Below are 19,953 nucleotides of genomic sequence, written 5' to 3' on the forward strand. Positions count from 1 at the left end.
CAGAGCGTTATAAACTCTGCAACAGACCGTTCTCAAACGGCGCTTTCCAAAGTGAAAAATCCGTCCATGACAGGAACGCATGACCCGGCGACATAAGCCTTCCCTGCTTCCGTTCTGGCGTCCAGAAGGCTCGGGCGCCCCATATCCACACCCTGCGTGAAGGTCAGGGACAGATCCGCTCCATTATCCAGCGCAGACAGGAACGCGACGGCCGCAACCGTGGCGCTCCCCGTTGCGGGATCTTCGGCAATGCCATCCAGTGGCGAGAACATCCGTCCCTGAATATCGCTGCCTTTTTCGAATGCACTTTCCCCGGCATTGCGCGTGTAAGCGTACACGGAGCTGATCCCGCCGGAGGCGAGGAACTTGCGATGGGCGGCAAGCTCTCCCTGGGCGCGACGCAGGGCGTCACGGGATGCAAGCTCGACGATCAGGAAAGGCAGCCCGACCGAAACAACCTGCGGCGCGTGGTGATCCGTACGAATGTCTTGCGGCTCAAGCCCAAGACAGGCGGCGGCATTTTCGGGAAGCATCCGGCTCCGGCGCGTCATGGCTTCCGGCGCCATAAGTTCGGCTCGAACGACACGGCCGCTCTCACGCTCCAGCCTCACAGGCACCAGACCCGCCTTTTCTTCGAACAAAAGCGTTTCCGGCAGATCCCGGCCCTGCGCTTCTGCCTGTCGCGCCAGTGCGAAAGCCGTTCCGATATTGGGGTGCCCGGCGAAGGGCAACTCCCCGGCTGGCGTGAAAATACGGACATGCGCCGTATGATCCGCCTCTACCGCAGGCAGCACGAAGGTTGTCTCAGAATAGCCGAATTCAATGGCAATCTTCTGCATCTGTTCGGTGGACAGCCCCGCCGCATCCAGTACGACCGCCAGAGGGTTGCCCCCAAAAAGCTGGTCCGTAAAAACATCCAGGGTGACATAGGAACGACGCATAACCGGTTCTCTCATCGGAGAATGAAGATATCTTATCATGTCTGATTGGCCCGTTGGGGGAAAGATGGCGTAAACTGCTGATTCTGCTTTCCATCCATCTGCTGAGCGCATGACATCACGCCCTTCCCTTTCCCGCGCCGGACGTTCCCTTGAAGAACGGATCGAGGACCATGCCCGGCATCTGGGATTTGATGCCGTGGGTTTCTGCACAGCGGAGCTTGGCCCGGATGTGGAGGCTGGCTTGCGCGCTTTTGTCGCACAAGGCCATCATGGAACAATGGAATGGATGGAGACGCGCATCGAACAGCGGAGCCACCCGCAGGCCCTCTGGCCCGAAGCCCGCAGTGTCATTTCCCTCGCGCTCTGTTACGCGCCTGCCGAAGACCCGGATGCAACGCTACGTCAGCCGGATCGTGGCAATATTTCCGTCTATGCCCGTAATCGGGACTACCATGACGTCATCAAAGGAATGCTGAAGCATCTGGCGCAGTTCGTCGTAAAGCTGGGCGACGAGACCACACAGGTGAAGGTCTTCGTCGATACGGCCCCGGTTTCGGAACGCGCTCTGGCAGAAAAGGCACATTTGGGCTGGCAGGGAAAGCATACCTGTCTGGTGTCCCGCACCCATGGCTCCTGGCTTCTGCTGGGAGAAATCTACACGACGCTGGATTTAAGCGCGTCCGAGCCAAAGAGCGGAAGCTGCGGCACCTGTACGAGCTGCCTGACCGCCTGCCCGACGGACGCATTTCTCGGCCCCTATCGCATGGATGCGCGACGCTGCATTTCTTATCTGACGATCGAACATAAAGGGCCGATCCCGCTCGACCTGCGGGAGAAAATGGGCAACCACATCTATGGCTGCGACGACTGCATTGCCGCCTGCCCCTGGAACCGCTTCGCCGAGGCGTCCCGCCACATCAAGCTTCAGGCCCGACCGGACCTGGTCGAACCAAAACTGGCTGACCTTGCAGCTCTGGATGATGCGGCTTTCCGCACATTTTTTTCAGGCTCACCCGTCAAGCGGATTGGTCGCAACCGGTTTGTCCGCAATGTTCTGATCGCGATAGGCAATTCAAACGATCCTGGCCTCGTGCCTTCTGCACAGGCTCTTCAGTCGGACCCTGATCCCGATATTGCCGAAACTGCCCGCTGGGCCCTGGAGCGCCTGACATGAGTGACCTCATCAAACGCAGCCTTTCCCTCTCAGGACACCGGACATCCGTCGCGCTTGAACCGGAATTCTGGGCCGTTCTGGACCAGATGGCCGCGCATCAGGATCTGAGTTTTTCGGCGCTTGTGGCATCAATCGATGCCAAACGAACACCCGACAGACCCCTGGCCTCTGCACTAAGAGTCGCCGCGTTGATGGATACCAGCCGCACCGAAGAGACCTGACCGTAGATCATTTGGCGCGGGAGGGAAGATCCATCCAGTCAGGGTGCTTTCTCTGTATCCAGTTCAGGGCTTTTTCCATGAGGCGACGGAAGAACGGAATATCCTCGGACAGCAACAGGATACCGACCGGGACCATCCAGGCTCCCAGAACAGGCAGAAACGCCATACAGCCCCCGAGCATGAACAGGACGCCTGCGGGAATACGCACCCATTTCCGTTCCGGCTTACGCAGCCAGCTTAGGGTTCTCTGCATCCAGCCTGGCAGTTTGTGGATCAGCGCCTGCATTTGCGCCTCATAATCGTTGACAGCCTGTGGCTGGCTCGCGGGTAAATTCTTGTTCTGATCGGACATGATTGAAGCGGTCTCTTTTGTCATGCCTCTTCAACACCCGGCAGGCCGTGGAGATCCAGTTTTTTCTCCGCAGCTTATATGTCCGATCTGTCATTTGCCGGTTTCCGGGACCATGCTAGATTGTCGATATGGCTATCTGGGGCAAAATGTTCGGTGGTGTTGCTGGCTTCGCAGTCGGCGGCCCGTTCGGGGCACTGATGGGGGCAGCTCTCGGGCATGCTGCTGACAGTGGCTCCCTGCTTAACCCGTCCACAGGCGGCTGGAGCGAGCGCTTTCCAGCGCGCGGTCGTCCGGACCCTAACAATGCAGCATTCTTCGGCGCAGCGAAAATCGCTGCCGCCATGGGCAAAAAAGATCAGCTTTACGCGATTGGTCTCGTGGCGCTGTGTGCAAAACTCGCCAAGATCGACGGGCCGGTTAACCGCTCCGAAATCAACGCTTTCAAGACCTGCTTTCAGTTCCCGCCTGACAACGTCAAGGAAGTCGGGATGCTGTTTGACCGTGCCCGCGAGCGAACAGACGACTTCGAGATGTATGCTCGCGAAATGGGCAACGCCTACGGAGACGACAAGGCCCCTCTTGAGAACCTGATGACCGCCCTCTTCCGCATTGCCCGCGCAGATGCCGGTGCGTCACGCGAACTGCACCCCAAGGAAGTGGATTTTCTTCAGCGGGTTCATCGTGCATTCGGCCTCCCTCCTGGCGCGTGGGACCGCGCAGAAAGTGGCGGTTCGCGTGCGGCAAGCTCCGGAGAACCGGACGCCTATCGTGTTCTCGGCATTGCCCGCACGGCTTCGGACAAGGAAGTCCGCGTGCGCTGGCGCATGCTGATCCGTGAATATCATCCGGATGTCATCGCTCAGAAGCCCATGACGGACATTGAACGCAAACGCGCACAGGAACGGGTGGCGCGGATCAATGCGGCATGGGACCGGATCAAGCGGGATCGGCAGCTTTAAGCTGCGTCACAAACAGACAATAGCGTAGAAAAAAGCCGCCCGTCTGAACGAGCGGCTTGTCTGTAGGGATCAGGCCGGAAGGGCAGCCTTGACGCCCTTCTCGCGGATAATCTTGCGAAGCTCCACAACCTTGTTGTTCAGCCCGGACGTCTCCAGATCGCGCCAGGCATCGAACGCTGGCAGCTTGAGCGCGCTCTCAAAATCATCAGCCTTGGCCAGTGTCTTATGGTTGTCACCAAAAGTCGGCTCGAATGGCTCGTAGGTGCCACCCGTTTCATCCTTACCGCGCAGCATTTCCAGGTAGGATGCCATACCAAAAGCAATGCGGGACAGATCGCGCTTGCCCTCAAAAGCCTTGCGGACCGTTTCCGTCCAGAAGACCTGGATCTTCGAGCTCCCGTCCCCGGAAATACGCAATGTCTGATCCGCCATGGCCGGATTCGAGAAACGGCTGATCACGCTGTCCCGATAGCCTTCCAGCGTCATGCCCGGCGGTGCCTTCAGGGTCGGGATGACGTCTTTGTTCAGGAAGTTCTCGAGGATACGCCGTAGATCGGGATCAGCAAGGGCATGATCGACATTTTCAAATCCTGCCAGAACAGCCGGGAAGCAGAGCATGATGTGACCAGCATTCAGCATGCGGATTTTTACATGCTCGTAGTCCGTCACATCCTCAACGAACTGTACTCCGGCCTTTTCCAGCGCAGGCCGGCCGTCAGCAAAGCTGTCTTCCAGCACCCACTGATGAAAGTCTTCTGCAACGAGCGGCAGGTCGTCGTGCAGGCCACTGGCTTCGTTGAGCTTCTTCGCAATGTCAGCAGAAACGGTCGGCGTGATGCGATCAACCATGCCATTTGGGAACGTCGCGTTCTCTTCAATCCACTTGGCCAGTTCCGGATCACGGGCCTTCGCGTATCCCAGAAATGCCTTGCGGGCGACATTACCGTTATGCCGCAGATTATCGCAGGACATGATCGTGAAGGCCTTGCCACCTGCGTCACGGCGGCGGCGCAGTCCTTCCACAACATATCCAAAGATTGTGGACGGCGTTTCGGGTGTCTTCAGATCCTGCTGAACCGCCTTGTTCTCAAGATCGAACTCACCTGTCGTCTCGTTAATGTTGTAACCGCCTTCCGTGATTGTCATGGAAACGATACGGATTCCCGGGTCAGCGAGATGCTTCAGCACGGCTTCCGGATCGGCAGGAGCCAAAAGGTAATCCCTCAGCGCGCCCATAACACGAACCGTGCTCTTGCCGGACGGAGCCGTTTCGGTCAGGGAAAAGAGGCAGTCCTGCTTCTTGAATTCCTCGGCCTTCTTCTTTGACCTGTCGCTACCCGTCAGACCAACGCCGATGATTCCCCAGTTCGGATCGTCCTTGAGGATCTGTTCAACGTAGAAAGCCTCATGGGCCCGGAAGAAGTTTCCCACGCCAAAATGCACGATCCCCGGTTTGATCCCATTGATGTCATAGGGCGGAGCCTGCACACCGGCGGGAAGAGACTTGAGGGTTTCGTGCGTGATCATGGATTTCTCCGTTCCTGATGACCGGCCACTGACGGGGACCGGCTTTCCGGGCATGACGCCGCAAGGTCTGCAAAAAAAAACGCAGGCAGTTGCAGCATGGTTTCGTCACAATGCGGACAGGAGCCGCTCAGAGACCTTTGGCAGCACCGGCATCATCACGCATGATGACGCCAACGGCGCGTTGCAGATCATCCTTGAACAGGGACATGACGAAGCGCATTTCAGGGCGCGTCTGCTCTTCCAGACGTGGAAGAAGATCAAGGATGTCTTTGTCTTCCGGCTGATGCGGATGACGGTTCTGCTGTCGAACGAGGCGTTGTTCACAGCTGTGAGCCAGCGCCCGAAGTGCATGGCTAAGACTTTTATAGAGCGGAACAAGACCCGTATTGCCTGCTGCGCGGCCCGTTGCGATTGCGCGAGCCACCAGCATTGTATCGTTCAGGAGCCGCCGCATCAACCTTGGCAGCGCTGCCAGCACGGGATCACGCTTCTCAAGATCACTGAAACGTTCTCGTCGCGCCTCTTCAACCGCACCTTCCAGTTCGATCAACAGGGAGACGCAGGCTTCATTGCGCTTTTCGATTTCCCGCCAGCTTGTTTCCTGATCCAGCGCGCCATCCAGCAATCCATCAAGCCGCCTCAGCAGACGACCAGAGGTATGGAAAGCCTGTTTGCGGGCACTGCTGTGCAGAACGACAAAAGATACCACCAGCGACACCATGACCCCAATCAGAATGGCCGTCAGGCGCGTCACCATAGGCAGAAACGGGCTGCCCTGACTGGGAAACAGATACACAATCATCAGTGTAATGCAGGCGAAACGCAGGTTCGTCTGCACGGCCGCCAGAAAAGCGAGAGGCGTCAGCACAATCCAGAAAGACAGCCATTGCTGGCCTGTCCAGAGCTCCAGCAAAACCGCCACCGTCCCCGCCACAGCCCCCAGCAACGTCCCGGTAATCTGGTCGCGCGCCGTGGCCATGGTCTGGGTGATGCTGGACTGCGTGACAATCAGTGCCGTCACCAGAGCCCAGATCGTTTCCTGCAAATGCAGCGCAAATCCGACCAGCCACGCAGCAGCGATGGAAACCAGCACCCGGATGGTCTGGCGCGTGGCAGGCCGCATGACCTCATGCCAGTTTGTCCCCCTCGGCGGAACAAGCAGCCATTTCCGCATCAGGCCATTCAAAATCGTCATGGGACGTTCCAGCGCCCGTTCCCGCGATCAGTTCCCGAGAAAAGGCACTGGAACCCAGCGCAAACCCTCATCATCCTGAACCAGAAGCAGAACTTCCATCTTCTTCTGCTCCTGAGCCTGATGAATGGCTTTGGCGAATGCATCCGGCGTGTCGATCTGATCCTGCCCCACCTGCGTAATCACATTACCCACCGCAATGCCCCGTGACGTGGCGGGGCTGGAGGGTTCAACACGATCCACCAGAACGCCACGCTGATCGTCAGTCAGGGCATATTGCGTGCGCATTTCGGCATCAATGGACTGAACCGTGAGGCCCAGTTCACCAAAGGCTGCCTTGGTATGCGTCGGCTGATGCGTGTCAGAAGGTGGCATGTCCGGTGCGTTGGGGGACTGCGCCAACGTGATCGGCAGCGTCCTGGTGCTTCCTTTGTGCCACACCGTCAGCTCAGTCTTCGTGCCAGGCAGGATAGACGCGATGATGCGGGGCATGGTCTGCCCCGTCACATCCTGATCACCCACGCGGGTGATGATGTCCCCAACCTGAAGCCCCGCCTGTGACGCCGGACTTTTCGGTCCCACTTCGGAGACCAGAGCGCCCTTGCCCACGGTGCCGTCTGCCTTGTGAAAATCCAGATCCTCGGCAATCTCGTAGGACACGTTCTGGAATTTCAGCCCCATCCAGCCACGGGAAACATGTCCCGTCTTCCGCAACTGGTCGATGATGCCGCGTGCATCGTCAGCGGGAATGGCAAAACCGATACCGATGGAGTCCCCACCGGCACCGCCATAAATCAGCGTGTTGATGCCGATGACCTCGCCGGAAAGATTGAAAAGTGGCCCACCCGAGTTCCCACGATTAATGGCAGCATCCGTCTGAATGTAATCATCATACAGGCCGTGTTCGACATTACGCCCACGGGAGGAAATGATACCGGCCGTCACGGTACCATTCAGGCCGAACGGGTTGCCGATAGCTACCACCCAGTCCCCAATGCGCGCCGCATCACTGTGCCCCAGCGGAACCGCAGGCAGTGGGTGTTTGGGCTTCACTTCCAGCACCGCCAGATCGACCTGACTGTCACGCCCGACAATCCGCGCCGGCAGTTCCGTACCATCCTGAAGCGTCACGGAAACCTGATCTGCACCTTCAATGACGTGGTTGTTCGTCACGATGATACCAGCGGGATCCAGGATGAAGCCCGATCCCAGCGCCTGCATCCGCCGCGGTGGCCGGTTCGGAGCGGGCTTGTGCGTCATATAGTCGTGGAAAAACTTTTCCAGCGGAGATCCTGGCGGAAACTGCGGTACCTGCGGCCCGTCCGGACTGCTGGAGTCTGGCCCCTTGTCCTCATCCTTCCCCGGCTTCAGCACAGCAGAGGTCGAGACATTCACAACCGACGGAAGGAGCCGATTAGCGAGATCCGCAAAGCTCGACGGAACCGAGCGCGGAGCCGGAACGGGGGCCGGAGACGGCTGTGACGTAGTCTGCGCCTGCGCTAACGGGGCGGACAGCACCAAGGAAACGGCGCAGGAAAGGGCAAGGCGGGCGGTCAATCTGCTCATGGTGACACGCTAACGCAGAAGACCATCCTTCGTCACTATGCCGAAATTCAGGCCCGCAGTTCAGGATGCGATCAGGAGATGCCTGTGCTAGCCTGTCTGCTTTCCCAGACAGGCCGTTTTCCAGAAAAGAGTCTTGGCATGACCGACCATACCCCCCCGACTGACCCATCCGACACGCCGTCTGTCAGTGCCGAGAAACGCATTTCCGAAATTCTTGGCAGCGAACAGGCAGGTCTGGGTTCAAACGTTCTGGCCTTTGCGTCTCTGGAAGGCGTTTCGGTACGGGACGGGCACGCACACGTGTCATTGGCCACGTCCCGAGACAACGTCTCCCGCGTGGAGCCGATCAGACCCCATGTTGAAGCGGAAATCGCCCGGATTCCCGGTCTGACAGGCGCGACAATCTCCCTCACAGCCCATCGCGCCACGACGCCACCGCCAGCCAATGCGCCTTCGGCACCCGCGGGTGGGGGCCATCGTCCTTTCAATCTGGGCGGTCAGAGCCGCAACGCCGCGAGCCGACATGCACCTGAAACGTTGCTGCCCGGCGTCAAGGCCGTCGTCGCCGTCGCGTCCGGAAAAGGTGGTGTAGGCAAGTCCACCACGGCCGTGAACCTTGCTGCCGGTCTGGCAAAGCAGGGTGTGCGTACCGGCCTTCTGGATGCCGATATTTATGGCCCTTCCCTTCCCCGTATGCTGGGCAAGAATGCGCGCCCGGAAGTTGTGGATGGTCGCATTATCCCCATTGAGGCCTGGGGCCTGAAAAGCATGTCCATCGGGTATCTGGTGGATGAGCACCAGGCCATGATCTGGCGCGGACCGATGGTCATGGGCGCGCTTACCCAGTTTCTGGGAGAGGTGGATTGGGGCGAACTGGATGTTCTCGTGATCGACATGCCCCCGGGCACCGGAGATGCTCAACTGACTCTTGCCCAGAAGCTCGGGGCCAAGATGGCCAAGGGTGGGGCCGTCATTGTCTCAACGCCGCAGGATATTGCCCTGCTGGATGCCCGACGCGGTGTCTCCATGTTCGAGCGGATGGAAACACCCATTCTCGGCGTGGTCGAGAACATGTCCTATTTCTGCTGCCCGAACTGCAACCATCGTACCGAGCTGTTCGGTCATGGTGGTGCACAGGAGGAAGCAAAACGCCTCGGCGTTCCTTTCCTTGGGGAAATTCCCCTTCTGGCAGATATCCGGGCCAGTGGAGATGATGGTACCCCAATCATCCTTTCTGCCCCTGACAGCGAAGCGGCACACGCATACACGGCTCTCGCTTCCACTATTGCCGCAGCACTTGCCGCATCCGACGAAAAGGCTTCCTCATGACCCGAATTCTGCTTCTGGGAACAGCGCTGCTTCTGTCAGCCTGTGCCCGCCCTCCTGTAGTGCATCACGGGCTCTCGTCTGACGGCTATGGATTCACGAACAACTCGTCCCATTTGCCCCCACCACCCAGCCTCATGACACCGTCAAAGTGATAAAATTACAGGAATCGACACTCTGACGCTTGACCAAAGGGGTCCCGGCATGGAAAAAGCCGGGCTGTGGATGCCGGGTTAGCACAGTGGTAGTGCAGCGGTTTTGTAAACCGAAGGCCGGGGGTTCAAATCCCTCACCCGGCACCACGATTTTTCCCAGAAAATCAAGACCTTGACGCGATTCTCTTCAGAGAACTGCGCGCACTTTTTTATCCACCTTTTTAGGGAAAAACCCTGTGGATAAGTTTGTTGATTAAGGTTCCTGAAATGTGAGTCCGATGGGATTCTACATTCGTTCTCCGTGGAATCTGTTCAGAAACAGCGATTCCAGAAAAACAGATCATCCACCGGACCAGAATGCTGGAAACCCGACACTCAGTTTTCTGCTGTCGGGTCCGCTTTATAGCAGTGTTCTGTCAGGCCATGTCTGCACAAAACCATGTGCTTGTGCGGCGGAGCAGGCCAGAAAACATGGATCAAGACCGAAGCAAGCATGAGCAATCCTGCCAGAATCGCCCAGGGCCACATCCGTGGTGGCCGCTGATCGAGTCCGGTAGCAGTCTCCTCCGGCACAGGCGCAGGATCGTGCAGGATTTTATCAAGATCGCTCACGGGGTCGAAGCCGCCTTACGCTTCGGATTCGATGATGGCGTTCATCTCGATCCACTCGCGCTTTGTCAGACCCGACGTCTCCTGCGTCACAACTTCTCCAGCCAGACGACGACGCAGCACCTTCAGCATCCCGGCTGAGAACGTGAACGCCCCGCGACGGTACTCTTCAAAGGCAGCAGCCGTTGCCGGGACCCAGGCGTGCAACAGTTCGATCATCTTTTCCGCATAAACGCGGATTTCGTACTGTGCATGCGGATCAGCGCGCAGGGCCAGGAAGTGCATCAGATTGTGCAGATCAATCTTCCAGTACCACTGCGTATAGGTATTGAGCGTCAGATTCATCCGCGCCAGTTCACGGGCCAGACCCGTCTCTTCCGGATTCAGCAGGCTCTCATAATCGTCATAGCACTGGCTGGCATCGCGACGCAGGATGTCCAGAACGCGCTCTGCCGTCTCCGGATCAAGCGCTTCACTACGTCCCTGCCGGTTGGACGCGCTCTGGGACGCAACCTGATCCAGCGCAGGAAGATAGAATTCGCGATCCAGAATGGAGTAGCGCGCAGAATACTCGTTCACACTCGCCATGCGATGACGAATCCACTGACGCGCCACGAAGACAGGCAGCTTCACATGGAACTTGATCTCGCACATTTCGAACGGCGTGGAATGGCGATGGCGCATCAGGTAGCGGATCAGCCCCGCATCCTCGGAAACCTTCTTCGTTCCACGACCATAAGACACGCGGGCGGCCTGAACGACGGCCCCATCATCGCCCATGTAATCGACGACGCGCAGGAACCCATGGTCCAGCACTTCGATAGGCGTGAAAAGGAGTTTCTCCATCGCCGGAACGGTCGGGCGGGAGGTCAGCTGGGGCTCGTTGCGCTGAGCTTCGATCTCAGCGCGCTGTTCGGATGTCAGTGCCATAGGCCGCGGCTCTAGCATGAGGAATCGCGACAGGTCACGTACGATAATTCTTTTCCCCTTGCAGGACAGGGAGAGCACTCCTATGTTCATCAGTGCAAGGGGTTCGTCCCCGGCTATGGCGATAAACGGTAAGTGAAATAAGTGTTGTGGACCCGGGGGCAGTGCCCGGCGTCTCCACCATGAAAAATCCCTCGCAAAAGGGATCCGTGGGGACGAAACAGGCTCGACGCGCATGGTAAAGACTTATCTTTTGCCCGGCATTGTACCACCGTCATCGGGCTAAACTTACAAGTGCCAATGATAACTCTGAGGTGCTCGCTGTCGCTGCATAAGCGATAAGCGCGGTTCGGGAGGGCACCGGGCAACAGAAGCCCTCCCACCTCAAATTTCCTTTTCTGCAAAACGTCTTGCCATTCAGGCCGGTCTGTCGCATCCCTGAGCTGATTGACTGAAACATCAGGCTTGCGACCATGAGCGACGACGATCACAACGGCCAGGACGGCTTCGAACACGAACTGCCGGAAAGCCTTCTCCCCTATGACGACTGGGTGGAAGACGCCTACCGTGAAGTCATGCTGCGCGCCATCGAGCATGTCGCCGCAGAAGGCCTGCCCGGCGCCCACCATTTCTATCTTACATTCCGCACCAACCGCCCTGACGTCATCATTCCGTCCCGCCTGCGTGCGCAATATCCGGAAGAAATGACCATCGTTCTCCAGCACCAGTTCTGGGATCTGGCTCTGGACCGCGACAAGAATATCATTTCCGTCGGCCTGTCCTTCGGCGGCGTTGGCAGCATTCTGGTCATTCCCGTCTCCGCGATCACGGCTTTTGCCGATCCGCATATCCGTATGGCGCTGCGCTTCGTCAGCTCCATGCAGGATGACGAGGACGTTGAAATCCCGGAAGGCGCCGTCGAGCCTGATGATATCGATCCAGCTCATCACCCCGAGGTCAAAATCGAAGAACCGCCTGCCGAAGATGAAAAGAAAGAAGCCGAAGTCGTCAGTCTGGCGGCCTTCCGCAAGCGCCCGCCAACCTGAAAAACCTTCAGCCCCGGAAGGTTTGCTCCGGGGCATCTGACGCCGTTCTCGTAAGGGATCATCATGCGCTTTACCGTCGATCGCCTCGATCACATCGTTCTGACCGTCCGCGACAGGAGCATCTCGGCGTCCTGGTATCAGCGGGTTCTTGGTATGGATATCGAGGAGTACGGACGCAACAATCGCGTTGCACTCTGCTTCGGAGGGCAGAAGATCAATCTTCGTCCGGAAAATTCCGAGGGCTGGGAAACAGCAGAAGGCGCACAGCCAGGCACGTCCGATCTGTGCTTTACCTCAGCCATTGCCAGCGAAGACGTCATCCGGCATCTGGAAAAATGTGGTGTCGTCGTAACAGAAGGCCCTGTCGCACGTCTGGGAGCCCTTGGCCCCATTACGTCCGTTTACTGCCGGGACCCCGACGGCAATCTGGTGGAAATCGCATCCTACCAGCGGTAACAGGCAGGGTCTCCCCTGCCCTGATGGCTCTTACAAGTCTTGGCTGTTACCAGTTCTTGGAAATCAGCCAGAATTCTTCAGATGTCAGTGTGATCTGATTGCAGTCCTTCGTCTCGGCAGCCGCCGTGGCGAGGGCTTCAATACGCTCGATCATGATTGTCTTGCGCTGGTGCGCTTCAGACTGCTCCTTGACCGTGGACAATGTCTGCAGGGCAGACTTGGCGGCCTTGGCAACGCGGGCAGCATCAATTGCGGCATAGGACATGGTCTGTCTCCATGAGGGTGTAAAACTCGGGCGACCCTACCGCACCCTTCGGGTCAGACCAAATCGTACAGATCAGGCCAGAGACGCCTCATACGCATCCAGAACAGTCTGGGTCGGCCCATCCATACGAACCTGTCCGCCTTCCAGCCACAGGATCCGTGTGCACCATTTCCGCAGAACCGGAAGGGAATGCGAAGTCACAACGAGGATCTCCGCGGCAGCCACCATGCCTTCCATCCGGCTCCTCGCCTTGTCCTGAAAGCGCTGGTCACCGGCCATGAACCACTCGTCCATCAGCAGGATACGCGGCCGCGGCACCGTTGCCAGTGCAAAACCCAGCCGGATTCCCATTCCAGACGAATAGAGCCGGACGGGCAGATCGAAAAACGGCCCCAGTTCCGCGAAGGCCTCAACGTCCGCCTCAAGACCAGGGATCTGCTCCTTGGTCACCCCCATCCGGCAGGCAAACAGATGCAGGTTTTCACGGCCTGTCAGCTCCGGGTTCATGCCCGACTGCGGATCAATCAGGGCATGACTGTCCCCGTCAATGTCCAACAGGCCATCAGTTGTTTCGTAGATCCCAGCCAATACACGTAGCAGGGTGGATTTCCCTGCTCCATTATGGCCGATCAAGCCCACACGCTCGCCGCCTTCGATCTGGAACGTCAGGCTGGAGAGCGCCTGAACCAGCACCGCATCCGACGCCGCGGCCCCAAGGCGCATCCGACCACCCACACTGGCGGGTTTCGTAACCGTCGCTTTCGCACGCGCCAGAAGAGTCTTTTTCAAAGACCGTGAGGCGCCGTGCAGAACAGGAAACGACAGGGACAGATTTTCAAGACGGATATGGGTCATGCTCAGATCCAGAACACCAGCCGCGCCCGGACGCGCACGAAAACCCAGACTGCCAGCGCGCAGAACAGGGCACTCGTTCCAAACGCCACACCCCACACACCCGCTGAAGGAACATGTCCCAGCAAAGGAGCGCGTACGATTTCCAGCAGGGCATAGAACGGATTGTAGAGCAGGAACCGGGCCTTGCCCGCGAGCTGTTCCGGCTGCCAGATGACAGGGGTGACGTAGAACACGATCTGCATGAGTGCGCCGACGATCGGCGGAATATCCCTGAACCGTGCACAGAGCGCGCCGAGCAGCATGGATGCAGCGAAACCGTCGATTCCCCAGAGAAGCAGCGAGGGAATGGCGAGCAATGCCGAAGCACCCGGCCAGACATGATAGATGGCGAACACGCCAAGTGGCACAATGATGTTGTGCCCGAACACGATCGCATTGCGGACAACGACACGAACAGCCTGAAGCAGCAGCGGCAGACGGCTGGACCGGATCATGCTCTCCGCATCCACAAAACTCGTGCAGGATTCCTGAACGAGACTTGCCAGCCCGGTCTGCCAAAGCGTCAGAGACAGTGCCAGAAACGGCAGATAGACCTTGAGATCCTGATGAAACAGCCGCCCGTATAGAACGCCCATGGAGGCCACCATAAGAACGGACGTAAGGGTCAGCCAGAATGGGCCAAGCGCGGACCCGCGATAGCGCAGTTTGATGTCCAGCCATCCCAGCATGACAGCAAGCCGCCAGAGCTGGCGCGTCTCCTTAAAATCATTCCAGGCACGAGCCGCAGGGCTGCCACGGCGCTGGTCAAACCTTATCAGGCCGGAAGCGGGTTTTGGCAGACTGTCAGACTGCGGTTCGGTCGGGGCCGGAGACAATGCGCTCATATGGTCCGCCTAGCCGATAGCCCCTCATCCCGCAAGCAGACAAACCCTTGATGGCTTCACGAGGTTTCCCCATGTAACGGGCAGATCATGCCGTTGGGAGAGGTGGTTGCCGGAAAACGTCCGGTTTTCGTCATTTTTCCTAGTTTTGCCGTAATCCCTGTGTATGCTTTGCGGGTTGCGACAGTTCTTCCCTTGTCAGGTACCCTGCCCCGATGCCCAGCTCCGCCGTGCCGCCCCAGACTACTCCACGTTTCCTGACCGCTCTCCGTTCCGGTCTGGCACTTGGTCTGATCGGCCTGCTCGCGGCCTGCGCCAATACCCCTGACATGAGTTCGACATCGCGACTGCCCGTTTCGCAGGAAGCCGCGAAATACCGCGCCCACGCCAAATCCTACTACGCTCCTCCCGGTCCACCGGATGATCCGTGGGGCCCCTATATTGAAGAGGCCTCCGCCCGCTTCGACATACCGGCCCAGTGGATCAGAGCTGTGATGCAGCAGGAATCCGGTGGTCATCTTTTTGATCACAACGGCAATTTCATCACATCAACGCCGGGAGCAATGGGCCTACTCCAGCTGATGCCGCCAACTTATGACGATATGCGTCAGCAGTACGGCCTCGGAGATGACCCTTTTGATCCGCACGACAACATCCTCGCCGGGACAGCCTATCTCCGGCAGATGTATGACATTTACGGCTCACCAGGCTTCCTCGCCGCCTATAATGATGGGCCGGGAAGTCTGGACAGCTATCTTCGCCGGGGGCGTCCGCTGCCTCGTGAGACGCGCCGGTATGTTGCCTCCATCGGGCCACGGATTGCTGGCATAACGCCGCATAATCGTTCGGCTGCGGATCTTCTGGTTGCCCAGCACGATCCAAACGCCCAGATCCAGATCGCAGAAAACAGCGCTCCCGCATCTCCGACCAGTCAGGCTGTTAGTGCCGCGTGGTCGCATAAGGACGCTGCCGATGCCAGCGATTCTTCTGCCGCGCCTGATGAGGTCGCTGAATCTCCGGAAACACCTGCAACGCCTGTTGCCTTGGCATCAGCAGCCGCACCCTCTGCTGAACCGAGCAGCGTCAGTGCAGCGTGGGCGGCACGTGGCATAACCTCTCCCCCTCCAACGGTTCAGGCCGCAGCCTATCGGCCATCTGTTGCAAGCAACATGGATACCGAACTGGCAGACAGTCAGGTTACAGCACAGGAAATTCCCATTGGGCATCGCCTGAAGCCACAACCCATCATGGCCGTCATGCCTGCTGCCAACCAGCAGCAGTACCGCCTGTCCCCTGGTCCGGCCCCTGTCGCCCGTCGTGCTGCCCCCGTTCAGGAGGAGCCTGTGGGACCACGCACCTGGGCGATCCAGGTCGGGGCGTTTGCCAATGCCAGCCAGGCCAGCATTGCCGCGTCTCAGGCGCACAGCCATGCTGGTGCGGTTGTCGCTTCCGCCCGAACCCAGGTGGCCAGCGTCAAAACGGGCAAGGGGCATCTCTATCGCGCACGTTTGACAGGCCTGACGCATGAAAGTGCTCTTGCAGCCTGCCACCGTCTGCCGCACGGTTCCCCCTGTGTCGTGGTTCCGCCCGGCGCTTTCTGACATTCATTCAGGGAACAGAACTGATCCTATGCGCCTTCTGCTGCCAATCTCCGCCTTTTGCGCCCTAGCTTCGATTGGCACCCTTGCCTCTCCGGCCCATGCTGCGCTGGAAACCGGAGCTCATGCTCCGGATTTTACGGCTCAGGCCAGCATGGGAGGACATCAGTTCAGCTATCATCTTGCCGAGGCCCTGAAGACAGGACCTGTCGTCCTGTATTTCTACCCGGCAGCTTTCACCAAGGGATGCACGATCGAGGCTCATGACTTTGCGGAAGCGATTCCGCAGTTCAAGGAACTGGGCGCGACCGTTATCGGGATCTCCATGGACCCGATCGACAAGCTGACGCAGTTTTCCGTCAGCGAATGCCGCAGCGCCTTTCCCGTTGCCGCAGATCCCAACGGCACGGTGACGAACGCTTACAAAGCCAAGATGCCTGCAAAACATCTCGCAAGCCGTACGTCCTATGTCATTGCGCCGGACGGACATATCGTTCTGTCATACGCGTCCATGTCTCCCGACGAACATGTTGAACGGACGCTGGCTGCCGTGAAGGCCCTTAAAGCCGGCCACTGACGCCGTTACACTACGACCGGATTTTCCTGTTATGCCCCGCTCTTCCCGTCCTGCTCTCCAAAAAGAGCAGGCTGGTTTGGCCGACCTGTTTGGCCAGCATCATGTCGGCCACGCACGACCACTCCGTCTTTCAGACGATGTGTCCAGCACTGCGCTTTATGCGGGCCCGGGTGACTGCTACCGCTACACGCTTGAACGTGTGTGGGACGACAGCAAGCCCATGATCATGTGGCTGATGATGAACCCGTCTGTCGCCACGGAGATAGGAGACGACCGAACGGTTGCCAAATGCCAGCGCTATGCCCGCGCCTGGGGTTATGGGGGCATTTTTGTTGGCAACAGTTTTGCCTACCGCTGCACGGACCAGAAACGCCTTCTGGAAGTTGATGATCCGGTAGGGCCAGACAATGACACACACCTTCTGGCGATGGCCAAAAAGGCAGATCTTGTCGTTCTGGCATATGGCGCCCCGCAGGCTAAACCCCTGAGACCACGAGGCACCGAAGTCGCCCGTATGCTCGGACGTCACGGCATCAAAGTGACGGCCCTTCGGTTAAGCAAAAGTGGCAGGCCAGAGCATCCACTCTATCTGCCTGCCGCTCTGACCCCGCAGCCCCTTGACCCGGAAACCCTTACCTGACGGCCTGACCGGATCAGTAGGGTGATCCGTGAGCGCCCCGTTCCTTGATCTGCCAGACCAGAACCAGGTGGTTGTCATGGTTGGGGTATACGACCTGGGGCTGAACTTCTGCGCCAAGGTTTTTCTCACGATAGACCTGCTGGATGGCAGCTTCATCAGCTGCCAGCGTCTGATCCGAGATAGAGGCGCCTTCCTGAAGGCGTGTTGCGGCTGCTAGCGTTGGTGTGGGAACGCTGCTGTTCCCATCAAAATCAACCTTGTCCACGATCAGCTGTCTGGCCTCACGGGTATGCGGAACCTCTTCTCGCAGAACGAGCTTCACATCCACCTTATTGGCAGAAATGTGCATCTGCTCTCCAATATCCGCCCCCACACCGCGGGACTGATACAGGTCCGCCACGCGCTTCTGCGCATCAGACAACTGCGCACGGGTTACGCTCTGGCCGGAATGATAGCCGAACGTCTCCAGAATATCGTCTGACGGGACGCTCTTGTTCCCCTCAACTGCAACCGTTCCGAGTTGCAATGGGGCATCCATAGCCGGAACAGGGGGTGGAGCAGCGGGTTCGGCAAGAGCCGAGCCAACCAGTAAGATCGCTCCCAGGCCAAGTCCGAAACCAGCCTGTGTCAGCATGGAACGGGAAAACATCATGCTGCCTCCTGTGTCTTAAAAAAAATCAGAGACCCTCTTTTACGCCATAAAGCCTGTCAGGTTGCCAACTAATCAGACCGGGCGGGTCCTCATCCATATAACGTCACAATCCAGAGACTTTATTCTCTAAAGCCACTTTAATCCTCCCCCACGCATTGACACCCAGACGGCCCGTCTGCGACACACCCTGCCTTACTCCCTAAATCGCCATTCACTTTCTTCATCCCGTAACAGGGACGCCATTGAAGAAAACGTGTTTTCCTTCCCACCATCATCAGACAGAAGAGAGACCTGCTGCCTTATGGTCGTGCTGCCTATTCCTGCTCGCGTTCCTCGTTCCGGATATTATCGTTCGGCTTTGCTCGGCGTCTTATCCGCCACGACACTGGCATTCCTGCCCGGACACGCATGGGGACAGGCCGCCTCTCCTTCCGGTTCGACGCCTACGGCAGGGCCATCTGCAGAGCCGTCTCCCGGGGACAGCAAAGCCGAACTGACATCCCACCCCATGGATACGGGGCTTCGCGTTCCGCTGATGCAGAAGAACATGCGGGGTGTTCGCAGTGCAGGCGCGTCTAACGAAATTACCGATCCGGGCGCGTTCTTCGCAGCACCCATGGGGTCACAGCATTTTTTTGGTGACTGGGGCGGTATCCAGCCCTGGCTGACGGATCATGGCATCCACCTTCTGGCGTCCATCAACGAAGAGTTTGCCGGAAACGTCACCGGCGGCAAGCAGCGCGCCTACTCGGATACGGGTCAGGTCGGCGTTGAACTGGATGTCGACTGGGACAAGCTGGCAGGCATTCCGAATTTCTGGACCCATACCCTGATTGTAAACGGCCATGGTCAGAGCGTGTCACGCATGTTCGGGGATTCCATTGCCCCCGTTCAGGAGATCTATGGCGCCCGCGGTAACGTAGTTGCGCATCTGGTCTCGATGTATGGCGAGACGTCCTTTTACCATAACCGCATCGACATCAGCGCAGGCTGGATTCCGGTCGGCTCCTTCTTTGCCGCCTCGCCTCTGTTCTGTGACTTCATGAACGTAGCGGTCTGCGGCAATCCGGCGCCGAACAAATATACGGAAGGCAACCGTGACTGGCCGTCCGGAAATCTGGCAGCCATCGTCCGCGTCATGCCAACCGTTGATACCTACATCATGGGCGGTCTGTTTGCGGTCAGTCCCCATGCGTATAACGGCGGTATCTCCGGCTGGTCCTGGGCGCAGTCCGGGCTGGGCAAGTTTTCAACACCGGTTGAAATTGGCTGGATGCCGCATTTCGGAAAGAACCGTCTCGCAGGCCACTACGAGCTTGGTTATTCTTACGACAACTCGCGCTACCCCAACCTGTACGAGGATATCCACGGCAACTCCTGGCAGCAGACTGGCCTGCCCCGCCGTTATGAAGCAGGCCGAAACAGCGCATGGCTCATCATGGACCAGATGCTCATGCGCAACGGTCCGGGTGACACCAACGGCCTGCTCCTCATGGCGGGCGCCATGTACAGTGATGGCAAGACCGTCTCCATGCGGGATCACACCTGGGTCGGCATGATCGACACGGGCAAGGACTGGGGACGTCCGCTCGATACGGTCGGTGCGATGTGGCAGCATTTCGATATGAGCACCACGGCCGCTCTCCAGCAGGAGTCCTCCAAGAACCTCAATCTCCCTTATCAGGACACACAATGGGGCGCGGTCTACGGTCCGCAGAGCCATGAGAACGTGTACGAGCTGTTCTACAGTGCCCATGTTGCACGCGCGATGGCGATCCAGCCGGACTTTCAGTACATCCAGCGTCCGAGTGCTACGACGACGTTCCATGACGCTGCTGTGCTGGGTGTTCAGTTTACGGTCGTGCTCTGACACGGCCCATCCTGCCGCCAAATACGAAGCGAAGCCTTTTCCAGGCTTCGCTTTTTTTATGACCCCAAAGCCACGCTTCGCCTGAAATCATATTAAGTTACATTGATTCATTTGAGATTAATTCTCATTACCGTATGTAGCGCTCACCTTCTCCTCCATTCGAG

At 58.3% G+C, this 19,953-nt stretch carries 22 protein-coding genes, 1 tRNA gene and 1 other RNA gene; 13 read left to right on the forward strand and 11 right to left on the reverse strand.

The genetic code is table 11. The annotated features are described in order from the left end of the window. Positions 1 to 32 precede the first annotated feature (32 nt). On the reverse strand, positions 33 to 941 hold the full coding sequence (locus B7444_RS02385) for a PhzF family phenazine biosynthesis protein (RefSeq protein WP_007283885.1): 909 nt from the start codon (positions 939 to 941) through the stop codon (positions 33 to 35). 109 nt (positions 942 to 1,050) lie between these two features. Between B7444_RS02385 and queG the strand changes: the two genes are divergently transcribed. Together queG and B7444_RS02395 are read left to right on the forward strand one after the other, a co-directional pair. Further along, entirely contained in the window at positions 1,051 to 2,115 is a 1,065-nt protein-coding gene (queG, locus tag B7444_RS02390) for a tRNA epoxyqueuosine(34) reductase QueG (RefSeq protein ID WP_007283884.1), read from the forward strand. Further along, entirely contained in the window at positions 2,112 to 2,336 is a 225-nt protein-coding gene (locus B7444_RS02395) for a ribbon-helix-helix domain-containing protein (RefSeq protein ID WP_007283883.1), read from the forward strand. Before queG ends, B7444_RS02395 begins: the two co-directional genes overlap by 4 nt. A 7-nt stretch (positions 2,337 to 2,343) precedes the next feature. On the opposite strand, the gene B7444_RS02400 is transcribed toward B7444_RS02395, so the two are convergent. Continuing rightward, a complete protein-coding gene (locus B7444_RS02400; protein WP_007283882.1) occupies positions 2,344 to 2,712 on the reverse strand; it encodes a hypothetical protein in 369 nt (122 codons plus the stop codon). A 104-nt stretch (positions 2,713 to 2,816) separates the two neighbouring features. On the opposite strand from B7444_RS02400, the gene B7444_RS02405 reads away from it, so the two are divergent. Further along, a complete protein-coding gene (locus tag B7444_RS02405) occupies positions 2,817 to 3,647 on the forward strand; it encodes a TerB family tellurite resistance protein (RefSeq protein WP_007283881.1) in 831 nt (276 codons plus the stop codon). Positions 3,648 to 3,716: 69 nt separating this feature from the next. Here the strand turns inward: B7444_RS02405 and B7444_RS02410 are convergent, their stop codons facing one another. The 3 genes from B7444_RS02410 to B7444_RS02420 form a co-directional block, all read right to left on the reverse strand. Further along, a complete protein-coding gene (locus B7444_RS02410; protein ID WP_016737790.1) occupies positions 3,717 to 5,174 on the reverse strand; it encodes a mannitol dehydrogenase family protein in 1,458 nt (485 codons plus the stop codon). 127 nt (positions 5,175 to 5,301) lie between these two features. Beyond that, positions 5,302 to 6,369 (reverse strand): FUSC family protein, encoded by a 1,068-nt coding sequence (locus B7444_RS02415; RefSeq protein ID WP_007283879.1) that lies wholly within the window; start codon positions 6,367 to 6,369, stop codon positions 5,302 to 5,304. A gap of 27 nt (positions 6,370 to 6,396) precedes the next feature. Continuing rightward, positions 6,397 to 7,932: a Do family serine endopeptidase gene (locus B7444_RS02420; protein WP_035729773.1), complete on the reverse strand. Its 1,536-nt coding sequence runs from the start codon at positions 7,930 to 7,932 to the stop codon at positions 6,397 to 6,399. Between the two features lie 138 nt (positions 7,933 to 8,070). On the opposite strand from B7444_RS02420, the gene B7444_RS02425 reads away from it, so the two are divergent. The 3 genes from B7444_RS02425 (at position 8,071) to B7444_RS02430 (ending at position 9,560) form a co-directional block, all read left to right on the forward strand. Continuing rightward, complete coding sequence (locus tag B7444_RS02425) at positions 8,071 to 9,261, forward strand: Mrp/NBP35 family ATP-binding protein (RefSeq protein ID WP_186810581.1); 1,191 nt, start codon at positions 8,071 to 8,073, stop codon at positions 9,259 to 9,261. After that, positions 9,258 to 9,413: a hypothetical protein gene (locus tag B7444_RS16705; protein WP_007283876.1), complete on the forward strand. Its 156-nt coding sequence runs from the start codon at positions 9,258 to 9,260 to the stop codon at positions 9,411 to 9,413. The genes B7444_RS02425 and B7444_RS16705 overlap by 4 nt, the downstream gene beginning before the upstream one ends. A 72-nt stretch (positions 9,414 to 9,485) precedes the next feature. Next, positions 9,486 to 9,560 (forward strand) — tRNA-Thr (locus tag B7444_RS02430). Positions 9,561 to 9,788: 228 nt separating this feature from the next. On the opposite strand, the gene B7444_RS02435 is transcribed toward B7444_RS02430, so the two are convergent. Together B7444_RS02435 and thyX are read right to left on the reverse strand one after the other, a co-directional pair. Then, positions 9,789 to 10,025 carry a hypothetical protein gene (locus B7444_RS02435; RefSeq protein ID WP_035729770.1) on the reverse strand — a complete coding sequence of 79 codons (237 nt, stop codon included), beginning with the start codon at positions 10,023 to 10,025 and terminating at the stop codon, positions 9,789 to 9,791. Positions 10,026 to 10,040: 15 nt separating this feature from the next. Next, complete coding sequence (gene thyX / locus B7444_RS02440; RefSeq protein WP_007283874.1) at positions 10,041 to 10,952, reverse strand: FAD-dependent thymidylate synthase; 912 nt, start codon at positions 10,950 to 10,952, stop codon at positions 10,041 to 10,043. 54 nt (positions 10,953 to 11,006) lie between these two features. On the opposite strand from thyX, the gene ssrA reads away from it, so the two are divergent. From ssrA to B7444_RS02455, 3 genes are all read left to right on the forward strand, one after another. Continuing rightward, positions 11,007 to 11,331: a transfer-messenger RNA gene (gene ssrA, locus B7444_RS02445) on the forward strand. A 91-nt stretch (positions 11,332 to 11,422) separates the two neighbouring features. Further along, positions 11,423 to 11,995, forward strand: coding sequence for an SspB family protein (locus B7444_RS02450; RefSeq protein WP_007283872.1), 573 nt, complete (start codon positions 11,423 to 11,425; stop codon positions 11,993 to 11,995). 63 nt (positions 11,996 to 12,058) lie between these two features. Continuing rightward, a complete protein-coding gene (locus B7444_RS02455) occupies positions 12,059 to 12,451 on the forward strand; it encodes a VOC family protein (protein WP_007283871.1) in 393 nt (130 codons plus the stop codon). 46 nt (positions 12,452 to 12,497) lie between these two features. Here the strand turns inward: B7444_RS02455 and B7444_RS02460 are convergent, their stop codons facing one another. The 3 genes from B7444_RS02460 to B7444_RS02470 form a co-directional block, all read right to left on the reverse strand. After that, positions 12,498 to 12,716 carry a hypothetical protein gene (locus B7444_RS02460; protein WP_007283870.1) on the reverse strand — a complete coding sequence of 73 codons (219 nt, stop codon included), beginning with the start codon at positions 12,714 to 12,716 and terminating at the stop codon, positions 12,498 to 12,500. A gap of 72 nt (positions 12,717 to 12,788) precedes the next feature. Further along, positions 12,789 to 13,571: an ABC transporter ATP-binding protein gene (locus B7444_RS02465; protein ID WP_007283869.1), complete on the reverse strand. Its 783-nt coding sequence runs from the start codon at positions 13,569 to 13,571 to the stop codon at positions 12,789 to 12,791. A 2-nt stretch (positions 13,572 to 13,573) separates the two neighbouring features. Next, positions 13,574 to 14,455: an ABC transporter permease gene (locus B7444_RS02470; RefSeq protein ID WP_007283868.1), complete on the reverse strand. Its 882-nt coding sequence runs from the start codon at positions 14,453 to 14,455 to the stop codon at positions 13,574 to 13,576. A gap of 212 nt (positions 14,456 to 14,667) precedes the next feature. Between B7444_RS02470 and B7444_RS02475 the strand changes: the two genes are divergently transcribed. Genes B7444_RS02475 through B7444_RS02485 form a run of 3 tightly spaced genes read left to right on the forward strand, consistent with a single transcriptional unit; the run spans position 14,668 to position 17,267 of the window. Continuing rightward, on the forward strand, positions 14,668 to 16,053 hold the full coding sequence (locus B7444_RS02475; protein WP_035729768.1) for a transglycosylase SLT domain-containing protein: 1,386 nt from the start codon (positions 14,668 to 14,670) through the stop codon (positions 16,051 to 16,053). Positions 16,054 to 16,081: 28 nt separating this feature from the next. Continuing rightward, positions 16,082 to 16,627, forward strand: a complete 546-nt coding sequence (locus tag B7444_RS02480; protein ID WP_007283866.1) for a peroxiredoxin — start codon at positions 16,082 to 16,084, stop codon at positions 16,625 to 16,627. 31 nt (positions 16,628 to 16,658) lie between these two features. Further along, positions 16,659 to 17,267 carry a DUF1643 domain-containing protein gene (locus B7444_RS02485; protein ID WP_007283865.1) on the forward strand — a complete coding sequence of 203 codons (609 nt, stop codon included), beginning with the start codon at positions 16,659 to 16,661 and terminating at the stop codon, positions 17,265 to 17,267. Positions 17,268 to 17,280: 13 nt separating this feature from the next. Here B7444_RS02485 and B7444_RS02490 read toward each other — a convergent pair whose 3' ends face one another. After that, positions 17,281 to 17,919, reverse strand: a complete 639-nt coding sequence (locus B7444_RS02490; RefSeq protein ID WP_007283864.1) for a POTRA domain-containing protein — start codon at positions 17,917 to 17,919, stop codon at positions 17,281 to 17,283. Positions 17,920 to 18,220: 301 nt separating this feature from the next. On the opposite strand from B7444_RS02490, the gene B7444_RS02495 reads away from it, so the two are divergent. Beyond that, positions 18,221 to 19,789, forward strand: a complete 1,569-nt coding sequence (locus B7444_RS02495) for a carbohydrate porin (protein WP_007283863.1) — start codon at positions 18,221 to 18,223, stop codon at positions 19,787 to 19,789. The last annotated feature ends 164 nt before the right edge of the window (positions 19,790 to 19,953 follow it).

The sequence above is a fragment of the Gluconobacter thailandicus F149-1 = NBRC 100600 genome, from assembly GCF_000964465.1.
GTDB lineage: Bacteria > Pseudomonadota > Alphaproteobacteria > Acetobacterales > Acetobacteraceae > Gluconobacter > Gluconobacter thailandicus.